Origin of the sequence: Paramagnetospirillum caucaseum (assembly GCF_000342045.1) — a bacterium.
GTDB lineage: Bacteria > Pseudomonadota > Alphaproteobacteria > Rhodospirillales > Magnetospirillaceae > Phaeospirillum > Phaeospirillum caucaseum.
This window is the reverse complement of record NZ_AONQ01000001.1, coordinates 40,504-56,490: the sequence shown is the minus strand read 5'-3', so window position 1 is coordinate 56,490 and position 15,987 is coordinate 40,504. Positions and strand designations below refer to the sequence as shown.

Below are 15,987 nucleotides of genomic sequence, written 5' to 3'. Positions count from 1 at the left end.
CGAAAGGAAGGGGGGAACCGTTCCGGTTCCCCCCGCTTGATCACATCTTCAGGTCGGCGAGGCCGGCGGCCTTGGCCGCCCATTCCTTACGCTCGGCGTCGGGCATGGGGATCAGGCCCTTGTCGGCCAGATAGCCGGACTTGCCCCAGGCCTTCTCCGAGGCGAATTCGCCGACGAATTCCTTGATGCCGGCGATCTGCCCCACATGGGCCTTCTTGACATAGAAGAACAGCGGGCGCGACACGGTGTACTTGCCCGCCGCGATGTTGTCGAAGGTCGGCTGGTTGCCCTCGATGGTGGCGCCCTGGACCTTATCGCCGTTCTGGTCGAGGAAGGAATAGCCGAAGATGCCGAAGATGGCGGTGTTGGCTTCCAGCTTCTGGACGATCAGGTTGTCGTTCTCGCCGGCCTCGATGTAGCCGCCGTCCTCGCGGATGGCGCTGTAGGCCTTCTGGAAGGCCTTGGCGTCGGCCTTCTTCAGCTCGACCAGCTCGGGGAACTTCTCGGCGCCGGTCTCCATGACCAGCTCGACGAAGGCGTCGCGGGTGCCCGAGGTGGGCGGCGGGCCGAGCACGACGATCTTGGCATCGGGCAGCGACGGATCGATCTGGTTCCACTTCTGATAGGGGTTGGGCACCAGCTTGCCGCCCTGGGGCACGTCCTTGGCCAGGGCCATGAACAGCTGCTGGCGGGTCAGGTTGATGGGCTTGGCCTTCTTGGACGAGGCCAGCACGATGCCGTCATAGCCGATCTTCATCTCGGTGATGGCGGTCACGCCGTTCTTGCCGCAGAACTCGACCTCGGACGCCTTGATGCGGCGCGACGAATTGGCCACGTCGGGAAAGTCCGGGCCGACGCCCGAGCAGAACAGCCTGAGACCGCCGCCCGAGCCGGTGCTTTCCACCACCGGGGTCTTGAACTTGCCGGCCTTGCCGAAGGCCTCGGCCACGGCGGTCGAAAACGGGTAGACGGTGGACGAGCCGACGATGCGGATCTGATCGCGGGCTTGCGCCGCGCCGGCGGTGGCGATGGCGGCCAGGGCGATTGCGGCGACGGCCAGGGTCTTGGTGGACATGGAACCTCCGAAGGGCAGGCAACGGGATGGGGAGGCTAAGCTCCCACGGCCGACACTATACCGGTGCTGTGTTACAGCCCGGCGACGGAAGCGTGAAGCTTTTGTGACGGAAAGATTAATCCGGTTATATCAAGGGGCTGATGGTGGTTTTCAGCCGTTTCAGCGCCTCATCCAGGCTCCATCCGGCCAGATTGCCATAGCCCAGGATCAGTCCCGGCGGGCCTTTTGTGACACGGTGGAAACCGAGCGGCGCCGGGGCCAGCCCCTGGGCACGAGCCGCCTCCGCCGCCCCTTGCTCGTCGCTGCCCTCCGGCAGCCAGAGGATGGCGTGCAGGCCGGCCTCGCCGGCGGTGACCGGCAGGCCCGGCCCCAGGATGCGCTCCGCCGCCGCCAGCAGTTCCCGCCGCCGCCTGCCGTACAGGGCGCGCATGCGCCGCAGGTGGGCGCCGAAATGGCCTTCCTCCATGAAGGCGGCCATGGCCGCCTGGGTCAGTCCGGCCGGGGCCATGTCGGCGGTGCGCCGCGCCGCCACGAAGGCCGGCAGCAGGGGCGGCGGCACCACCAGCCAGCCCAGGCGCAGGCCGGGGAACATGCTCTTGGAGAAGGTGCCGAGATACAGCGTCCGGCCATGGCGGTCCAGACCCTGCAGCGAGGCGGTGGGTGATCCCGAGTGGCGGAAATCGCTGTCGTAATCGTCCTCGACGATCCAGCCGTCCCGCCGCGCCGCCCACCCGACCAGGGCCAGGCGGCGGGACAGCGGCATGGTGGCCCCGCTGGGAAACTGATGCGACGGGGTGACGAAGGCCAGCCGGGCTTCGGGGCACAGCGCCTCGGCCAAGACGGGGTCGAAGCCGTCTGCGTCCACCGGCACCGCCTCGGCCAGGGCGCCGGCGGCGCGCAGCACGCCTGCCACCCCGCCATAGCCGGGGTCTTCCACCAGCACCGTCTCGCCGGGTTCCAGCAGCACGCGGGCTACCAGGTCGAGGGCCTGCTGCGAGCCGCCCACCACCATGATCTGATCGGCAACACAGCGCACCGCCCGCGTCCGTCCCACATGCTCGGCGATGGCCCGGCGCAGCGGCGGATGGCCCAGGGGATCGACGCCGCACATCAGGTCCACCGGCGGGCGCCGCCACAGCCGCCCCAGTACGCGGCGCCACTCGGCATGGGGAAAGGCGGCCAGATCGGGCACGCCGGGGGCGAGGGGGCGCGACGGGTCGCGCGCCATCAGCATGGGCGGGGCGGCGTTCCAGGCCTGGGCGCGCCTGCCCAGGGCGGGGGGCGGAGCGGGGCGGGCGGATGGCGGCGTCCCCACCGGGCGCTGGCGGGTCGCCACCCTGGTGGCCGAGCCCTGGAAACCCTCGGTGAAGCCCTCGGCCGCCAACTGGTCGTAGGCGGCCAGCACGGTGTTGCGGGCCACGCCCAATTGCGCTGCCAGGGTACGCGACGAGGGCAGGGCGGCACCCTCCGCCAGCCGCCCGTCCAGGATGGCTTCGCGCAGGCCGAGATAGAGCCGGCGGTGCAGCGGCAGACCGGTGTCATCGGCGGGCAGGACGAGGGGCAGGGACATGGCGGGCCTTGCGAAGTGGTTCTATCATCATAGAAGAACTGGACCTTCACAGGGAACCACCCGTTGGGCAGTATAGATGGGAAAGGAGAGACCAGCATGCTTGCCAGAACCGACCGTACCACGTTCCGCCAGCGGCCCCAGCGGGGCAGCTTCGACCCCGCGGTCATCGCCGCCATCCTCGACGAGGCGCTGGTCTGCACCGTGGCCTTCGTCGAGGATGGGCGACCGGTCGGTATACCAACCACCCACTGGCGCATGGGCGACCGCGTGCTGTTCCACGGAGGCCAGGGCTCGCGCCTCGCCAAGGCCATGGCGGCGGGGGCCGAGCTGTGCATTACCGCGACCCTGGTGGACGGAATGGTGCTGGCCCGCTCGGCCTTTCACCATTCCATGAACTACCGGTCGGTCGTGCTGTTCGGCCGGGCGGTGGAGGTCACCGATCCGGCGGAGAAGGAAGCCGCCTTCGCCGCCCTGATCGACAAGCTGGCGCCGGGGCGCAGCGCCGCCGTGCGGCCGGTCACCGCCAAGGAACTGGCGGCCACAAGGCTGCTGGCGCTGGCCATCACCGAGGGATCGGCCAAGACCCGCTCCGGCCCGCCGGTGGACGACGAGGCGGACATATCCTGGCCGGTGTGGGCAGGTGTGGTGCCGGTGATGCAGGCGCGGGGGGAACCTGTTGCCGATGGCGGCGGCGAGGGGGCATCCTCGTCTCGAGGAGAGACGCCATGGAACCACGCATCAGTCTGATCACCCTGGGCGTCGCCGACCTTGACCGGGCGCGGGCCTTCTATGAAGGGCTGGGCTGGCGGCGCAAGGTGGCGGCGGCCGAAGGCGTCGCCTTCTATCAGATGGGCGGCCTGGCCCTGTCGCTCTATCCCCGGAGCGACCTTGCCGCCGATGCCCGCCTGTCGGCCGAGGGCAGCGGCTTTCCCGGTTTCGCCCTGGCCTACAACACCCGCAGCCGCGACGAGGTGGATAGGGTGCTGGCCGAAGCGGTGGCGGCCGGAGCCCGCCTGCTCAAACCGGCCGAGGAGGCGTTCTGGGGCGGCTACAGCGGCTATTTCGCCGATCCCGACGGCTTCGCCTGGGAGGTGGCGTGGAATCCCGGCTTCAATCTGGGCGAGGACGGGAGGCTGACGCTGCCGGATTAGCGCCGCAACGCCGCAATATTAGCAGCATAATCCTTGGTCTTGAACACCGCCGAGCCGGCCACCAGGACGTTGGCGCCGGCGGCGACCACGCGGTGGGCGTTGTCGGCGGTGACGCCGCCGTCCACTTCCAGGTCGATCATGCGGTGGCCGATCATCCTTTTGATGCGGGCGATCTTTTCCAGTTGGGCCTCGATGAAGCTCTGGCCGCCGAAGCCGGGATTGACGCTCATCACCAGCACCAGGTCGAGCTTGTCCATGACGTATTCCAGGACGGTCTCGGGGGTCGAGGGGTTGAGCGACACGCCGGCCTTCTTGCCCAGCGAGCGGATCAGCTGCAGCGAGCGGTCCAGGTGCTTGTCGGCCTCGGCGTGCACCACGATGATGTCGGCCCCGGCCTTGGCGTAGTCCTCGATATAGGGCTGGGCCGGGTCGATCATCAGGTGGACGTCGAAGACCTTGGTGGTATAGGGCCGGATGGCCTTGATGATGGCCGGGCCGAAGGTGAGATTCGGCACGAAGTGGCCGTCCATGACGTCGATATGCACCCAGTCGCAGCCGGCCTCGTCGATGGCCCTGACCTCATCGCCCAGGCGGGCGAAGTCGGCGGACAGGATGGAAGGCGCGATCTTGACGGTCATGGGGGTGGTCCTGTCTTAGAAATCGTCATGGCCGGGCTTGACCCGGCCATCCATGGCCCCCCCGGGACGAGCCCGGGGGTGACGACATGTTGAGGTTTCTCAGTTCACCTTGGGAGCCAGCTCGCCCTTGGCGTAGCGGCTGCTCATGTCCTCCAGCCCGATCACCTTGATCTTCGAGGCCTGGCCGGCGGTGCCGAAGGCTTCGTAGCGCGACGTGCAGACCTTGACCATGGCGGCGATGGAGGGCTTCAGGTAGTCGCGGGGGTCGAACTTCTTGGGGTTGTCGTGGAAGTACTTGCGGATGGTGCCGGTGACGGCCAGACGCAGATCGGTGTCGATGTTGATCTTGCGCACGCCGTGCTTGATGCCCTCGACGATTTCCTCGACCGGCACGCCGTAGGTCTGGCCCAGATCGCCGCCGAAATCGTTGACGATCTTCAGCAGGTCCTGGGGCACCGAGGAGGAGCCGTGCATCACCAGATGGGTGTTGGGGATGCGGGCGTGGATTTCCTTGATGCGCTTGATGGCCAGCACTTCGCCGGTCGGCGGACGGGTGAACTTATAGGCGCCGTGGCTGGTGCCGATGGCGATGGCCAGGGCGTCCACCTGGGTCAGCTTGACGAATTCGGCGGCCTCGTTCGGGTCGGTCAGCAGCTGGGAATGGTCCAGCTTGCCCTCGGCGCCGACGCCGTCCTCCTCGCCCGCCATGCCGCTTTCCAGCGAGCCCAGGCAGCCCAGCTCACCCTCGACCGAGACGCCGCAGGCATGGGCGATATCGACCACCCGCCGGGTGACGTCGACGTTGTAGTCCCAGCTGGCGGGAGTCTTGCCGTCTTCCTTGAGCGAGCCGTCCATCATCACCGACGAGAAGCCGGACTGGATGGCCCGCACGTTGATGGCCGGGCTGGTGCCGTGGTCCTGGTGCATGCAGACCGGAACCTGGGGGAACGCCTCGATGGCGGCGAGGATCAGGTGGCGGAGGAAGGGCTCGCCGGCATACTTGCGGGCGCCGGCCGAGGCCTGGAGGATGACGGGCGAATCGGTGGCCGAGGCGGCCTCCATGATCGCCTTGACCTGCTCCATGTTGTTCACGTTGAAGGCGGGAATGCCGTAGCCGTTCTCCGCGGCGTGGTCGAGGAGCTGGCGCATGGAAACAAGGGACATCTTACTTCATCTCCTTCCTGGCGTTTTCCGGTCCGGCCCGTCTTAGAGGCGGGCCTGGGCGGCGTCGGCCACCGCTTGGGCGGTAATGCCGAAATGCTCGTAGAGTTTCTCGGCGGGGGCCGAGGCTCCGAAGCCGTTCATGCCGATGACGGCGCCGTTTTCACCGGTCCAGCGCTCCCACCCGAAGGTGCCCAGCGCCTCGACGGCGACCCGCACGGTGCCTTCACCCAGCACAGCCGAACGATACTCCTTCGGCTGGCGTTCGAACAGTTCCCAGCAGGGCATGGAGACCACGGCGGCCGCGATGCCCTTGCCGGCCAGCAGCTTGCGGGCCTCCATGGCCAGGCTGACTTCCGAGCCGGTGGCGATCAGGGTGACCTGGCGCTTGCTTCCCTCCGCCTCGGCCAGCACATAGGCGCCCTTGGCGGTGAGGTTCTCGTCGGTGTGGGTGGTGCGCAGCGTCGGCAGGTTCTGGCGCGACAGGGCGAAGACGCTGGGGCCGGTGGTGTTTTCCAGGGCGGCCTCGTAGGCCTCCATGGTCTCCACCGGATCGGCGGGGCGGAACACCAGCACGTTGGGGGTGGCGCGCAGCGCCGCCAGGGTCTCGATGGGCTGGTGGGTGGGGCCGTCCTCGCCCAGGCCGATGGAATCGTGGGTCAGCACGTAGAGCACCCGCTGGTCCATCATGGCGCTCATGCGCAGCGCCGGCCACAGGTAGTTGGCGAAGATCAGGAAGGTGCCGCCATAGGGGATGAAACCGCCGTGGAGCGACAGGCCGTTCATGATGGCGGCCATGCCGTGTTCGCGCACGCCGTAATGGATGTAGCGGCCCGAGAAGTCCCTGGCCGACACCGGCTTGGTGGCCTTGGTGATGGTGAGATTCGAGTGGGTGAGGTCGGCCGAGCCGCCGATCATCTCGGGGATGGCGGGGGTCAGCGCTTCCAGCACTTCCTGGCTGGCCTTGCGGGTGGCCCATTTGGGCTGTTCGGCGGAGACCTTCTGCTTGAAGGCCGACACCGCCTGCTTCCAGGCTTCGGGCAACTGGCCGGTATTGGTGCGCTCGAACTCGGCCTTGGCCCCATAGGCGCCCAGGCGCTTCTCCCACTGGGCGCGGGCCGCCGCGCCTTTGCTCCCGGCGGCGCGCCAGGCGGACAGCACGTCGGCGGGAATCTCGAAGGGAGCGTGCGGCCAGTCGGCGGCGGTCCGCGCGGCGGCGATCTCGTCACCGCCCAGCGGCGCGCCGTGAACCTTCTCGCTGCCCGCCTTGGTGGGGGCGCCCTTGCCGATAGTGGTGCGGCAGGCGATCAGGCTGGGCTGGCCGGTTTGCCGGGCGGCTTCGATGGCGGTGGCGATGGCCTCGGGGTCATGGCCATCGACGCGGCACACGTCCCAGTTGGAGGCGGCGAAGCGGGCCAGTTGGTCGTCCGAGGTGGACACCGCGGTGTCGCCGTCGATGCAGATGTGGTTGTCGTCCCACAGTACGATCAGCTTGGACAGGTTCCACACGCCGGCCAGGGAAATGGCCTCCTGGCTGAGGCCCTCCATCAGGCAGCCGTCGCCGGCCATGACGTAGGTGTAGTGGTCGACGATGTCGGCGCCATGGCGGGCGGCGGCCATCTTCTCGGCCAGGGCGAAGCCCACGGCGTTGGCGATGCCCTGGCCCAGCGGGCCGGTGGTGGTCTCGGCGATGGCGACGTGGCCGAATTCCGGGTGGCCGGCGGTGCGGTAGCCCAACTGGCGGAAATTTCTGATCTGCTCGATATCGGAAAGGTCGTCGAAGCCGGTCAGGTAGCCCAGGGCGTAGAGCAGCATGGAGCCATGACCGGCCGACAGCACAAAGCGGTCGCGGTCAGCCCATTTGGGGGCCTTGGCATCGAACTTGAGGAAGCGCGAGAACAGCACGGTGGCCACGTCGGCCATGCCCATGGGCATGCCGGGATGCCCCGATTTGGACTTCTCGATGGCGTCCATGGTCAGGAAGCGGATGGCATTGGCCATTGCGGCGTGGGTGGTCATCGAGGAGTCCTTAACTAAAGTGAAGGGTCAAGTCAGGCGCGGTGGTGCCACGAGGTCAGCATCTGGCGCGGCCCGGCGGCCCCGCCGATCATCAGGGTCTGGGTCTTTTCCGATTCGCGGGTGCGCTCGACGCCGTCGAGCAGCAGGCCGGTGGTGATCCCGGTGGCGCAGAACACCACGTCGTCGGTGCGGACCATCTCGGATAACAGGTACCAGCGGCCAAGGTCCATGCCGGCGGCCTGGACGGCGGCGGCCTCGGTGGCCAGCTGCGGGTCGATGCGGCCGAGGAACTCGCCGCCCATGGCGCGGATGGCCATGGCCGACAGCAGGCCTTCGGGCGTGCCGCCGGTGCCCATCAGGGCGTCGATGCCGGAACCGGGAATGGCCGCCATCAGGGCGCCGGCCACGTCGCCGGCCGGATAGAGGGCGACGCGGGCCCCGGCGGCGTGGATGGCCTGGACCAGCGCCTTGTGGCGCGGTTTCTCGATCACGTAGACGGTGATGTCCTCGACCGGCTTGTTCAGCGCCCCGGATAATTGCCGCAACCGCTCGGCCACCGGGGCCTGGGGATCGATTTTTCCCTTGGCGGCGGGCGGAGCGGCCAGCTTTTCCATATAGCGGGCCGGAGCCGGGTCGAACAGGCTGCCGTGGGGCGCCATGGCTACCACCGCCATGGCGTTGGTCATCCCCTTGGCCAGGAACGAGGTGCCCTCCAGCGGATCGACCACCAGGTCCCAGGCGGGCTCGGCCGTGCCGGAGCCGAAGCGCTGGCCGTGATAGAGCATGCCGATCTCGTCGGCGGGGCCTTCGCCCACCAGCATCCGCCCGTCCAGGTTCAGGCTGTCCAGCCCGGCCTGCATGGCGGAGACGGCGGCATCGTCGGCCAGGGCCTTGTCGCCGCGCCCGATCCAGGCATAGGCGGCCCGCGCCGCCGCCTCGGTGGCGCGGCGCAGTTCATAGGCTCCGATGGTCCCGCTGCCGGTCCCAGGCTTGCACTGTTCGGTCATCGGCCAACATCCAATTTCCGGTGAGGTGTTTTGGCCGATAGTGGGGGGCCGGGTCAAGCGTAGGAACACCCGTTCGGACCTATCCGCAAGATTCTTGTGGATAGGCCCCGTGCCACCCGGATGGGGAGTTAGGAAAAGTCGCCCGCCAACGCGGCCATGGTGGCCGGCGGCAGCACCGCCATGTGGCCGTAGCCGGGATGGGAAACGGTGAACACCACCCGGGCGCCGGGGCGGCGGAAGCGCTCGATCTGGGCGGGGGTGAAGGGGAAGTGGAGGAAATGCACCGACGAGGTCTTGCCGTCGGCGGTGGTGCGTTCCACGTCGGTCTCGGGGCGGGCGGCGACGGCTTCGCCGTCCACCTCGAGCGCGATGCTCTCCTCGATGCCGCCCAGCCCCGACAGCACCCGGTGGCGCAGGCCTTCGTCGTCGATCTCGATCATCAGGGTGGCGATCAGCTCGCCGCCGTTGGGGATCAGGGAATTGTAGGCCTCCAACTCGCCTTCCAACTGGGCCGCGCCGCCCTTCTCGGCGCGCAGCATCTCGTGAATCTGGTAGAGCATGGTGTCGCGGCATTCGAAGAACACCGTGACATGCGGCCCCACCGCCAGCCGGCGGTTGCGCTTCAGGGCGATGATGGCGGCGCGGGTCTGGGGCCGCACCCTCTCATAGGCGTCGAGCGGCAGGATGTCGGCGGGAGTGATGACGGTCATTTTCCGTTCCCTTTCATAGCGACGCCTCGATAAATTCCGCTTGGCTTTCGCGGCATAAGCAGCGCGACCCCTTGGGCCTAGTCGGGGCCCGGTTCACCGGTTCCCTCCGCTCAAGCCGTAGGCGGCGGCGAAAATCTCGACGGGATGGCGCGAGGATTTGAGCCGTGAGGCGGGGTCGATGCCCTCGATCCCCTGGGCCACATGCGCCCCGGCCAGGGGGCATTCGGCGGCCAAGTGGCCGCAGCCGCTGTCGGCGGCCTGGCGGGCGGCGGGCTTGCCCACCTTCAGCGCCACCGGGAAGAACCCGGTCTTGATCCCCCACGATCCGCCGTGGCCCGAGCAGCGTTCCACCACCTTGACCGGGGTGTCGGGGATCAGGCGCAGCAGGTCGGCGCCCTTGGCCCCCATGTTCTGGGCGCGGGCGTGGCAGGACAGGTGCAGCACCACGCCGTCCGGCACCGGCTTCAAGCCGGGGGCGAGGCCCTCCTTGCGGGCGATGTCGACGATGTATTCGGTGATGTCCCAGGTGGCGGCAGCCAGTTGCCGGACCGCCTCGTCGCCGGGCTCGATCAGCGGCCACTCGAATTTCAGCATCAGGGCGCAGGACGGCACCAGGGCGACGATGTCCCAGCCCTTGTCGATCCATTCGCCCAGGGATCGGGCGACGGAGCGGGCCTTGCGCGCCACCTCCTCCATCTCGCCGTGCTCCAGTTGCGGCATGCCGCAGCATTCGGGATAGACCAGCTCGGTGACCACGCCGTTATGGGCCAGCACGGCGCGGGCGGCGGAACCGATGTCGGGATTGTTGTAATTGCCGAAGCAGGTGGCGAACAGCACCGCCTTGCGCCCCAAAGCGGGGGCGGATTGGTTGATGGGCGGCGCCCCGGCCCTGGCGCGTTTTTCCAGGGTGTCGGCGTGATAGCGGGGCAGGTCGGCATCGGGATGGATGCCGGCGGCCAGCTTGAGCAGCGGCCGGGTCAGGCGGTTGCCGCGCCGTGTCGCCCAGTTGGCCAGGGCGGGGGCCAGCCCGGCCAGCCTTCCGTTACGGTCGGTCCGGGTCAGCTGGCGGGCGACGAAGGGCGTGTTTCCCCGGGCCGTCTCCATGGCGCGGTAGCGCACCATCAGGTGGGGGATGTCCAGGTCGAACGCGTGGGGCGGCACGTAGGGACACTTGGTCATGAAGCACATGTCGCAGAGCGTGCAGGCGTCGACCACCGGCTTCAGCGCCGGGGTGGAAACACCCGCCAGCTCGGCATCGCCCGCCGCGTCGATCAGGTCGAACAGGCGGGGGAAGGAATCGCACAGGTTGAAGCAGCGGCGGCAGCCGTGGCAGATCTCGAACTGGCGGCGCAGCTCCGCGTCCACCCTGGTCGGGTCCAGGTAATCGGGACTCCGCCAGTCATGGGCATGGCGGGTGGGGGCTTCCAGGCTGCCTTCGCGCATGATGTCCTCCTTCAAGGCGATGCGGCCGGGACGGCCGCGCCCCAAGGAAAGCCGTCCTCCTTGGAGCGCAGGCATCCTGCCCGCACAGGGCGCGGACAGAAGCGTCAGCTTCCCATTCCGTCCAGGGCCTTCTGGAAACGGCCGGCATGGGATTTCTCCGCCTTGGCCAGGGTCTCGAACCAGTCGGCGATCTCGTCGAAACCCTCGTCGCGGGCGGTACGGGCCATGCCGGGATACATGTCGGTGTATTCGTGGGTCTCGCCGGCAACCGCCGCCTTGAGGTTGGAATCGGTGGGGCCGATGGGCTGGCCGGTGGCCGGGTCGCCCACCGCCTCCAGGAATTCCAGGTGGCCGAAGGCGTGGCCGGTCTCGCCCTCCGCCGTCGAGCGGAACAGGGCGGAGACGTCGTTGTGTCCCTCCACGTCCGCCTTCTGGGCGAAATAGAGGTAGCGGCGGTTGGCCTGGCTCTCGCCGGCAAAGGCCGCCTTCAGGTTGTCCATAGTCTTGGAGCCGTTCAGGGATGCCATGGGGTTCCTCCTGCTGGTCCTCGCGACCGTCATGGGGCGCGTCGGGGAAGGCGCCGCCGTCCGAGGCCAAAGGCCCGGAACGGAGAGGCCCTGTCAGGAAGGTGGGGAGGATGTCACGGCTTTAAAATAATTCTAAAGTGTGAGGTGGGTGGATTTCACCGCCCCGGCGGCAGTCCGGCCCAACAAGACTTCAGGAGAACGCCTTGAAGGCGATCAGGGTGAAGGTATCCTTGACGCCCGGCAGGCGCTGGATGGTATCCACCACGAACTGGCCGATATCGGCCGAATCGTCCAGGTAGCACTTCACCATCAGGTCGTACTGGCCGGAGATGGAGTGGACCTCCGAGACCTGCTCGATATCGACAGCCTCGTCGGCGACCTGATAGGCCAGCCCCAGTTCGCATTTCACCTGGACGAAGATGGTCTGCATGGGGGACGCCTTCCGTCGTGCCGGCGAGCCACCGAGATGGCCCGCCCCGTTGCCTGTCAATCCTCGGATTCGGAATCCATATCCGCATCCGCATCCATATCCGCATCGCTGTCGCCGGCGGATTTGGCCGACTTGACCGGCAGCGGCACCGCGGCGGCGATGAAATCGGGCATGTGGTCGCCGAAGCCGATGACGCCGTCGGGATGCAGCATCTCGCCGATACCCAGTTCGTCGATGCGGCCACGGCGGCGTCCGCCGCGCTCGTCACGGCGGCCTTCGTCGCGATTGCGTCCGCCACGGCGGGGCTCGTCGCGGCGGGGCTCGTCACGATCACGCCCGCGCCCGCGGGAGCGCTCGACGCGTTCGGGCCGCTCGGCACGTTCCTCGCGCGGCGACTCGATGGATTCGGCGGGAGCGACCTCGGCCTCGGCCTCGATCTCGGCGGCGGGAGTCTCCTCACGCCGGGGCTTGCGCTCGCGCCGGGGCTTGGCGCCCTCGTCCTTGCGGCCCTCGTCCTTGCTCCGGGCGGGGCGCTTGGAATCCTTGGAACCGCCGGTGCGGCCGCCCCGGCCCTTGCGGGCGGTCATGTCCAGGTCCAGGGCGGGGACGCCCTCGACCTCGATGCGGGGAATGGTGGTGCCGATCAGCGATTCGATGGCGCCGACGAAGCGGCCGTCGTCGGGGCTGGCGATGGTGAAGGCGTGGCCTTCCATGCCGGCGCGGCCGGTGCGGCCGATGCGGTGGACGTAGTCCTCGGCGTGGATCGGCACGTCGAAATTGAAGACATGGCTGACCGCCGAGATGTCGATGCCGCGCGCGGCGACGTCGGAGCAGACCATCAGGCGGGCTTCGCCCTTCTTGAACTTCTCCAGCGTCTCGCCCCGCGCGCTCTGGGCCATGTCGCCGTGCAGCTGCACCACGTCGAAGCCATGCTTCTTCAGGGAGCGGAACAGCACGTCCACGTCGCGCTTGCGATTGCAGAAGATGAAGGCGTTCTTCACTTCCTCGATGCGGATCAGGTGGCGCAGCGTCTCGCGCTTGTCGATCTCCTCGACCACGGCCATGGCCTGGACCACGGTGGTGGCGGCCGATGCGCCGGTGGAGACCTTCACTTCCTTGGGGTTCATCAGGAAGGCGTCGGCCAGGCGACGGATTTCCGGGCCCATGGTGGCCGAGAAGAACAGGGTCTGGCGAATCTTGGGCAGCAGGCCGACGATCTTCTCGACATCGGGGATGAAGCCCATGTCCAGCATGCGGTCGGCTTCGTCGATGACCAGCACCTTGACGTCGTTGAGCAGGATGCGGCCGCGCTCGAACATGTCGAGCAGGCGCCCCGGCGTGGCGATCAGAACGTCGACGCCGCGGTCCAGCAGGGCCACCTGGTCGCTCATGGATTCGCCGCCGATGATCAGCGCCTTCTTGAGCGGATGGTACTTGCCGTACTTGTCGAAGTTCTCCGCCACCTGGGCGGCCAGTTCCCGGGTGGGTGCCAGGATCAGCGAGCGCGGCATGCGCGCCTTGGCGCGGCCGGCTGCCAGGATCTCGATCATGGGCAGCGTGAAGGACGCCGTCTTGCCGGTTCCGGTCTGGGCGCAGCCCAGCACGTCGCGGCCCATGAGCACCACAGGGATCGCCTGGGCCTGGATGGGGGTGGGGTGCGTATACCCCGATTCAGCGAGCGCCTTCAGAATCTCCGGCCCGAGGCCGAGGTCTTCGAAGGTGGTCGTGGCGGTTTCCGGGCCGTCTTCGCGGCCGATGTCTTGATGGGTCGTCATGTGGGGGCGGATAATTATGGTTTCCCCGCCTTAAGTCAATGACAGAACACGGTTTCCCCATTGTACCGTCCACAGGGGCGGGATTAGGCTGGTTCCGGACCTGATGGAGACCCCCCGCCATGCTGATCGAAGCCCCCCGTTCCAGCCTGCTGATCGTCGACGTGCAGCAAGGCCTGGCGCCGGTGATGAGCGACCCCCGCCGGGTCTATCGCGGCTGTTCCCTGCTGCTGCGCGCCGCCGCCCGGCTGGCCCTGCCCGTGGTGATCAGCGAGCAGTACCCCAAGGGTCTGGGCACCACCTCGGGCGAGTTGCTGGAATACGCCCCGGAAGGCGCCGTCATGGAGAAGATCCATTTCTCCTGCGCCGCCGACGAGGGCATCCGCGCCCGCATCGGCGGCACGGGCCGCGACCAGATCGTCATCGCCGGCATCGAATCCCATGTCTGCGTGCTGCAAAGCGCTCTCGGCTTCCTGGCGGCGGGGTTCAAGCCGGTGGTGGTGGCCGACGCCTGCGCGTCGCGCGATCCCGCCAACTATCAGGCGGCCATGGCGCGCATGGCCGCCTGCGGAATCGGGATCGTCACCGTCGAGATGGTGATCTTCGAGTGGCTGCACCGGGCCAGCACCCCGGAATTCAAGGAACTCTCCGCCCTGATCAAATGATGGTGCGCCGCCCCGGCCGGCCGGCGCTATCCCTGGGGGGGTACGGGATGGGAAACGGATTCCCGTTCCCATGATAACCATTTGAAAAGTATAGGCTAAGCCCCTGGCCGCCATGATTTTTTTTTCCAGGGGACATTTTTCCCTTTTCATCGTCCGAAAACGGCGTATATAGCGGCTTCAGGTGAGACGTACAGCGCACGTGCCTCTGGCCCCCGAGGGGGTTTAAGTAACGACGTCCAAGGCGTCTTCTGGGTGCAAGCGGGGTGTAAAGCCCCCGGTGCTTGGAGGAAGTAGCTATGAACGTGGTGGCTCGGCAGTCGCTGTCGATGAACTCCAATCCTCTCTTCGCGAACGGATTCCCCCCGCGGCAGGCCTGGGCCTTGCTGTGGGTCGATGTGCGAAGTACCTCCCGGCGGATTTGACGGCTTCCCGAATTGCCGTCACCTAAGCGTCGTCTCGCGGTTTGAGTGCCGTGGGCCGAACAGAGAGAGTTTTCGGGTGCCGTCGGCCCCCGGCCTGTTCGAAGAGGAATTTCGCGATGACCGCGAAGATTGCCCGTTTCCTTGAGGAAGTTCGTCCCGTCACCCCGTGCGTGGTCGTCGATCTCGACGTGGTGCGCGACAATTATCAGGGCCTGCGACGCTGGTTGCCGCTGGCCGAGGTCTATTACGCGGTCAAGGCCAATCCGGCCCCCGAGATCGTGCGCATGCTGGTGGGCGAGGGCTCGCGCTTCGACGTGGCGTCGCGCGGCGAGATCGACCTGTGCCTGTCCAACGGCGCCCCGGCCGAGCGCATCTCGTTCGGCAACACCATCAAGAAGCAGTCGGATATCGCCTACGCCTACGCCAAGGGCGTCCGCCTGTACGCCTTCGATTCCGAGGCCGAGCTGGAGAAGCTGGCCGAGGCGGCGCCCGGCTCGCGCGTGTTCTGCCGCATCCTGATGACCTGCGACGGCGCCGAATGGCCGCTGTCGCGCAAGTTCGGCTGCGAGATCGACATGGCCAAGGATCTGCTGGTCAAGGCCCGCGACCTGGGCCTCGACCCCTACGGCGTGTCCTTCCACGTGGGCAGCCAGCAGACCGACCTGAAGCAGTGGGACATCGCGGTGGGCAAGGCCGCCATGCTGTTCTCGGCGCTCGACGCCGCCGGCATCGACCTGCGCATGGTCAACCTGGGCGGCGGCTTCCCGGCCCGCTACCGCAAGGAAGTGGACGGCATCGAGCGTTACGCCGAGGCCGTCATGGACGCCATGACCAAGCATTTCGGCAACAACATCCCCGCCATGATCATCGAGCCCGGCCGCTCCCTGGTGGGCGACGCCGGCATTCTCGAGACCGAGGTGGTGCTGATCAGCCGCAAGGGCTACGACGACGACGTGCGCTGGGTCTATCTCGACGTGGGCAAGTTCGGCGGCTTGGCCGAGACCATGGACGAGGCCATCAAGTACCGCATCGTCACCACCCGCGACGGCGACGATACCGCCCCGGTGGTGCTGGCCGGCCCCACCTGCGATTCCGCCGACATCCTGTACGAGAAGGCCGGTTACGAGATGCCCGTCTCCCTCAAGGTGGGCGACAAGGTGCGCATTCTCTCCACCGGCGCCTATACCACCTCCTACTCGGCGGTGAACTTCAACGGCTTCGAGCCCTTGAAGGCCTATTTTATCTAGCTTTCCCCCATCGGGGGCGAACGCAAGGCCCGCCCGGCAAGTTCTGCCGGGCGGGCTTTTTTGCACTCCGCTTCCGGCAAGTCCTGCCGCCTTCCGATGAGATAACGCATTGATATGCAACGGTCTTGCAAGTGGCATCCGCATTGCAAC

15 protein-coding genes are annotated in these 15,987 nt (G+C 67.6%); 4 read left to right on the top strand and 11 right to left on the bottom strand.

Going from position 1 to position 15,987, the window contains the following annotated elements; all coding sequences use genetic code 11:
- Positions 1 to 40 precede the first annotated feature (40 nt).
- Together H261_RS00240 and pdxR are read right to left on the bottom strand one after the other, a co-directional pair.
- On the bottom strand, positions 41 to 1,075 hold the full coding sequence (locus H261_RS00240; RefSeq protein WP_008613003.1) for a PstS family phosphate ABC transporter substrate-binding protein: 1,035 nt from the start codon (positions 1,073 to 1,075) through the stop codon (positions 41 to 43).
- Positions 1,076 to 1,199: 124 nt separating this feature from the next.
- Positions 1,200 to 2,645 carry a MocR-like pyridoxine biosynthesis transcription factor PdxR gene (gene pdxR / locus H261_RS00235; RefSeq protein ID WP_008613002.1) on the bottom strand — a complete coding sequence of 482 codons (1,446 nt, stop codon included), beginning with the start codon at positions 2,643 to 2,645 and terminating at the stop codon, positions 1,200 to 1,202.
- 96 nt (positions 2,646 to 2,741) lie between these two features.
- On the opposite strand from pdxR, the gene H261_RS00230 reads away from it, so the two are divergent.
- Together H261_RS00230 and H261_RS00225 are read left to right on the top strand one after the other, a co-directional pair.
- A complete protein-coding gene (locus H261_RS00230) occupies positions 2,742 to 3,392 on the top strand; it encodes a pyridoxamine 5'-phosphate oxidase family protein (protein WP_008613001.1) in 651 nt (216 codons plus the stop codon).
- Positions 3,371 to 3,796, top strand: a complete 426-nt coding sequence (locus H261_RS00225) for a VOC family protein (protein WP_008613000.1) — start codon at positions 3,371 to 3,373, stop codon at positions 3,794 to 3,796. The genes H261_RS00230 and H261_RS00225 overlap by 22 nt, the downstream gene beginning before the upstream one ends.
- On the opposite strand, the gene rpe is transcribed toward H261_RS00225, so the two are convergent.
- The 9 genes from rpe to H261_RS00180 form a co-directional block, all read right to left on the bottom strand.
- Positions 3,793 to 4,434 (bottom strand): ribulose-phosphate 3-epimerase, encoded by a 642-nt coding sequence (gene rpe / locus H261_RS00220; RefSeq protein ID WP_008612999.1) that lies wholly within the window; start codon positions 4,432 to 4,434, stop codon positions 3,793 to 3,795. The genes H261_RS00225 and rpe overlap by 4 nt on opposite strands.
- A 99-nt stretch (positions 4,435 to 4,533) precedes the next feature.
- The gene (gene fba / locus H261_RS00215; RefSeq protein WP_008612998.1) at positions 4,534 to 5,598 is read right to left on the bottom strand and encodes a class II fructose-bisphosphate aldolase; all 1,065 of its coding nucleotides are present in this window, start codon (positions 5,596 to 5,598) and stop codon (positions 4,534 to 4,536) included.
- A 42-nt stretch (positions 5,599 to 5,640) separates the two neighbouring features.
- Complete coding sequence (gene tkt, locus H261_RS00210; protein WP_008612994.1) at positions 5,641 to 7,614, bottom strand: transketolase; 1,974 nt, start codon at positions 7,612 to 7,614, stop codon at positions 5,641 to 5,643.
- Between the two features lie 32 nt (positions 7,615 to 7,646).
- Positions 7,647 to 8,621 (bottom strand): class II fructose-bisphosphatase, encoded by a 975-nt coding sequence (glpX, locus tag H261_RS00205; protein WP_008612993.1) that lies wholly within the window; start codon positions 8,619 to 8,621, stop codon positions 7,647 to 7,649.
- Positions 8,622 to 8,749: 128 nt separating this feature from the next.
- On the bottom strand, positions 8,750 to 9,331 hold the full coding sequence (locus H261_RS00200; protein WP_008612983.1) for a DUF3501 family protein: 582 nt from the start codon (positions 9,329 to 9,331) through the stop codon (positions 8,750 to 8,752).
- A 93-nt stretch (positions 9,332 to 9,424) separates the two neighbouring features.
- A complete protein-coding gene (locus tag H261_RS00195) occupies positions 9,425 to 10,819 on the bottom strand; it encodes a (Fe-S)-binding protein (protein ID WP_008612982.1) in 1,395 nt (464 codons plus the stop codon).
- 59 nt (positions 10,820 to 10,878) lie between these two features.
- Positions 10,879 to 11,301 (bottom strand): rubrerythrin family protein, encoded by a 423-nt coding sequence (locus tag H261_RS00190; RefSeq protein WP_008612981.1) that lies wholly within the window; start codon positions 11,299 to 11,301, stop codon positions 10,879 to 10,881.
- A 190-nt stretch (positions 11,302 to 11,491) separates the two neighbouring features.
- Positions 11,492 to 11,731 (bottom strand): Lrp/AsnC ligand binding domain-containing protein, encoded by a 240-nt coding sequence (locus H261_RS00185; RefSeq protein ID WP_008612980.1) that lies wholly within the window; start codon positions 11,729 to 11,731, stop codon positions 11,492 to 11,494.
- Between the two features lie 56 nt (positions 11,732 to 11,787).
- Positions 11,788 to 13,506 carry a DEAD/DEAH box helicase gene (locus H261_RS00180; protein WP_008612979.1) on the bottom strand — a complete coding sequence of 573 codons (1,719 nt, stop codon included), beginning with the start codon at positions 13,504 to 13,506 and terminating at the stop codon, positions 11,788 to 11,790.
- Positions 13,507 to 13,625: 119 nt separating this feature from the next.
- Between H261_RS00180 and H261_RS00175 the strand changes: the two genes are divergently transcribed.
- The gene (locus H261_RS00175; RefSeq protein WP_008612978.1) at positions 13,626 to 14,168 is read left to right on the top strand and encodes a hydrolase; all 543 of its coding nucleotides are present in this window, start codon (positions 13,626 to 13,628) and stop codon (positions 14,166 to 14,168) included.
- A 538-nt stretch (positions 14,169 to 14,706) separates the two neighbouring features.
- Positions 14,707 to 15,837: a type III PLP-dependent enzyme gene (locus H261_RS00170; RefSeq protein ID WP_008612977.1), complete on the top strand. Its 1,131-nt coding sequence runs from the start codon at positions 14,707 to 14,709 to the stop codon at positions 15,835 to 15,837.
- Positions 15,838 to 15,987: the final 150 nt, after the last annotated feature.

Excerpts from the sequence above, each read along its gene's own strand:
- H261_RS00175 (WP_008612978.1), top strand. The coding sequence starts at position 13,626 with ATGCTGATCGAAGCCCCCCGTTCCAGCCTGCTGATCGTCGACGTGCAG.
- H261_RS00190 (WP_008612981.1), bottom strand. The coding sequence starts at position 11,301 with ATGGCATCCCTGAACGGCTCCAAGACTATGGACAACCTGAAGGCGGCC.
- glpX (WP_008612993.1), bottom strand. The coding sequence starts at position 8,621 with ATGACCGAACAGTGCAAGCCTGGGACCGGCAGCGGGACCATCGGAGCC.
- H261_RS00240 (WP_008613003.1), bottom strand. The coding sequence starts at position 1,075 with ATGTCCACCAAGACCCTGGCCGTCGCCGCAATCGCCCTGGCCGCCATC.
- pdxR (WP_008613002.1), bottom strand. The coding sequence starts at position 2,645 with ATGTCCCTGCCCCTCGTCCTGCCCGCCGATGACACCGGTCTGCCGCTG.
- rpe (WP_008612999.1), bottom strand. The coding sequence starts at position 4,434 with ATGACCGTCAAGATCGCGCCTTCCATCCTGTCCGCCGACTTCGCCCGC.
- H261_RS00170 (WP_008612977.1), top strand. The coding sequence starts at position 14,707 with ATGACCGCGAAGATTGCCCGTTTCCTTGAGGAAGTTCGTCCCGTCACC.
- tkt (WP_008612994.1), bottom strand. The coding sequence starts at position 7,614 with ATGACCACCCACGCCGCAATGGCCAATGCCATCCGCTTCCTGACCATG.
- H261_RS00230 (WP_008613001.1), top strand. The coding sequence starts at position 2,742 with ATGCTTGCCAGAACCGACCGTACCACGTTCCGCCAGCGGCCCCAGCGG.
- fba (WP_008612998.1), bottom strand. The coding sequence starts at position 5,598 with ATGTCCCTTGTTTCCATGCGCCAGCTCCTCGACCACGCCGCGGAGAAC.
- H261_RS00225 (WP_008613000.1), top strand. The coding sequence starts at position 3,371 with ATGGAACCACGCATCAGTCTGATCACCCTGGGCGTCGCCGACCTTGAC.
- H261_RS00180 (WP_008612979.1), bottom strand. The coding sequence starts at position 13,506 with ATGACGACCCATCAAGACATCGGCCGCGAAGACGGCCCGGAAACCGCC.
- H261_RS00185 (WP_008612980.1), bottom strand. The coding sequence starts at position 11,731 with ATGCAGACCATCTTCGTCCAGGTGAAATGCGAACTGGGGCTGGCCTAT.
- H261_RS00200 (WP_008612983.1), bottom strand. The coding sequence starts at position 9,331 with ATGACCGTCATCACTCCCGCCGACATCCTGCCGCTCGACGCCTATGAG.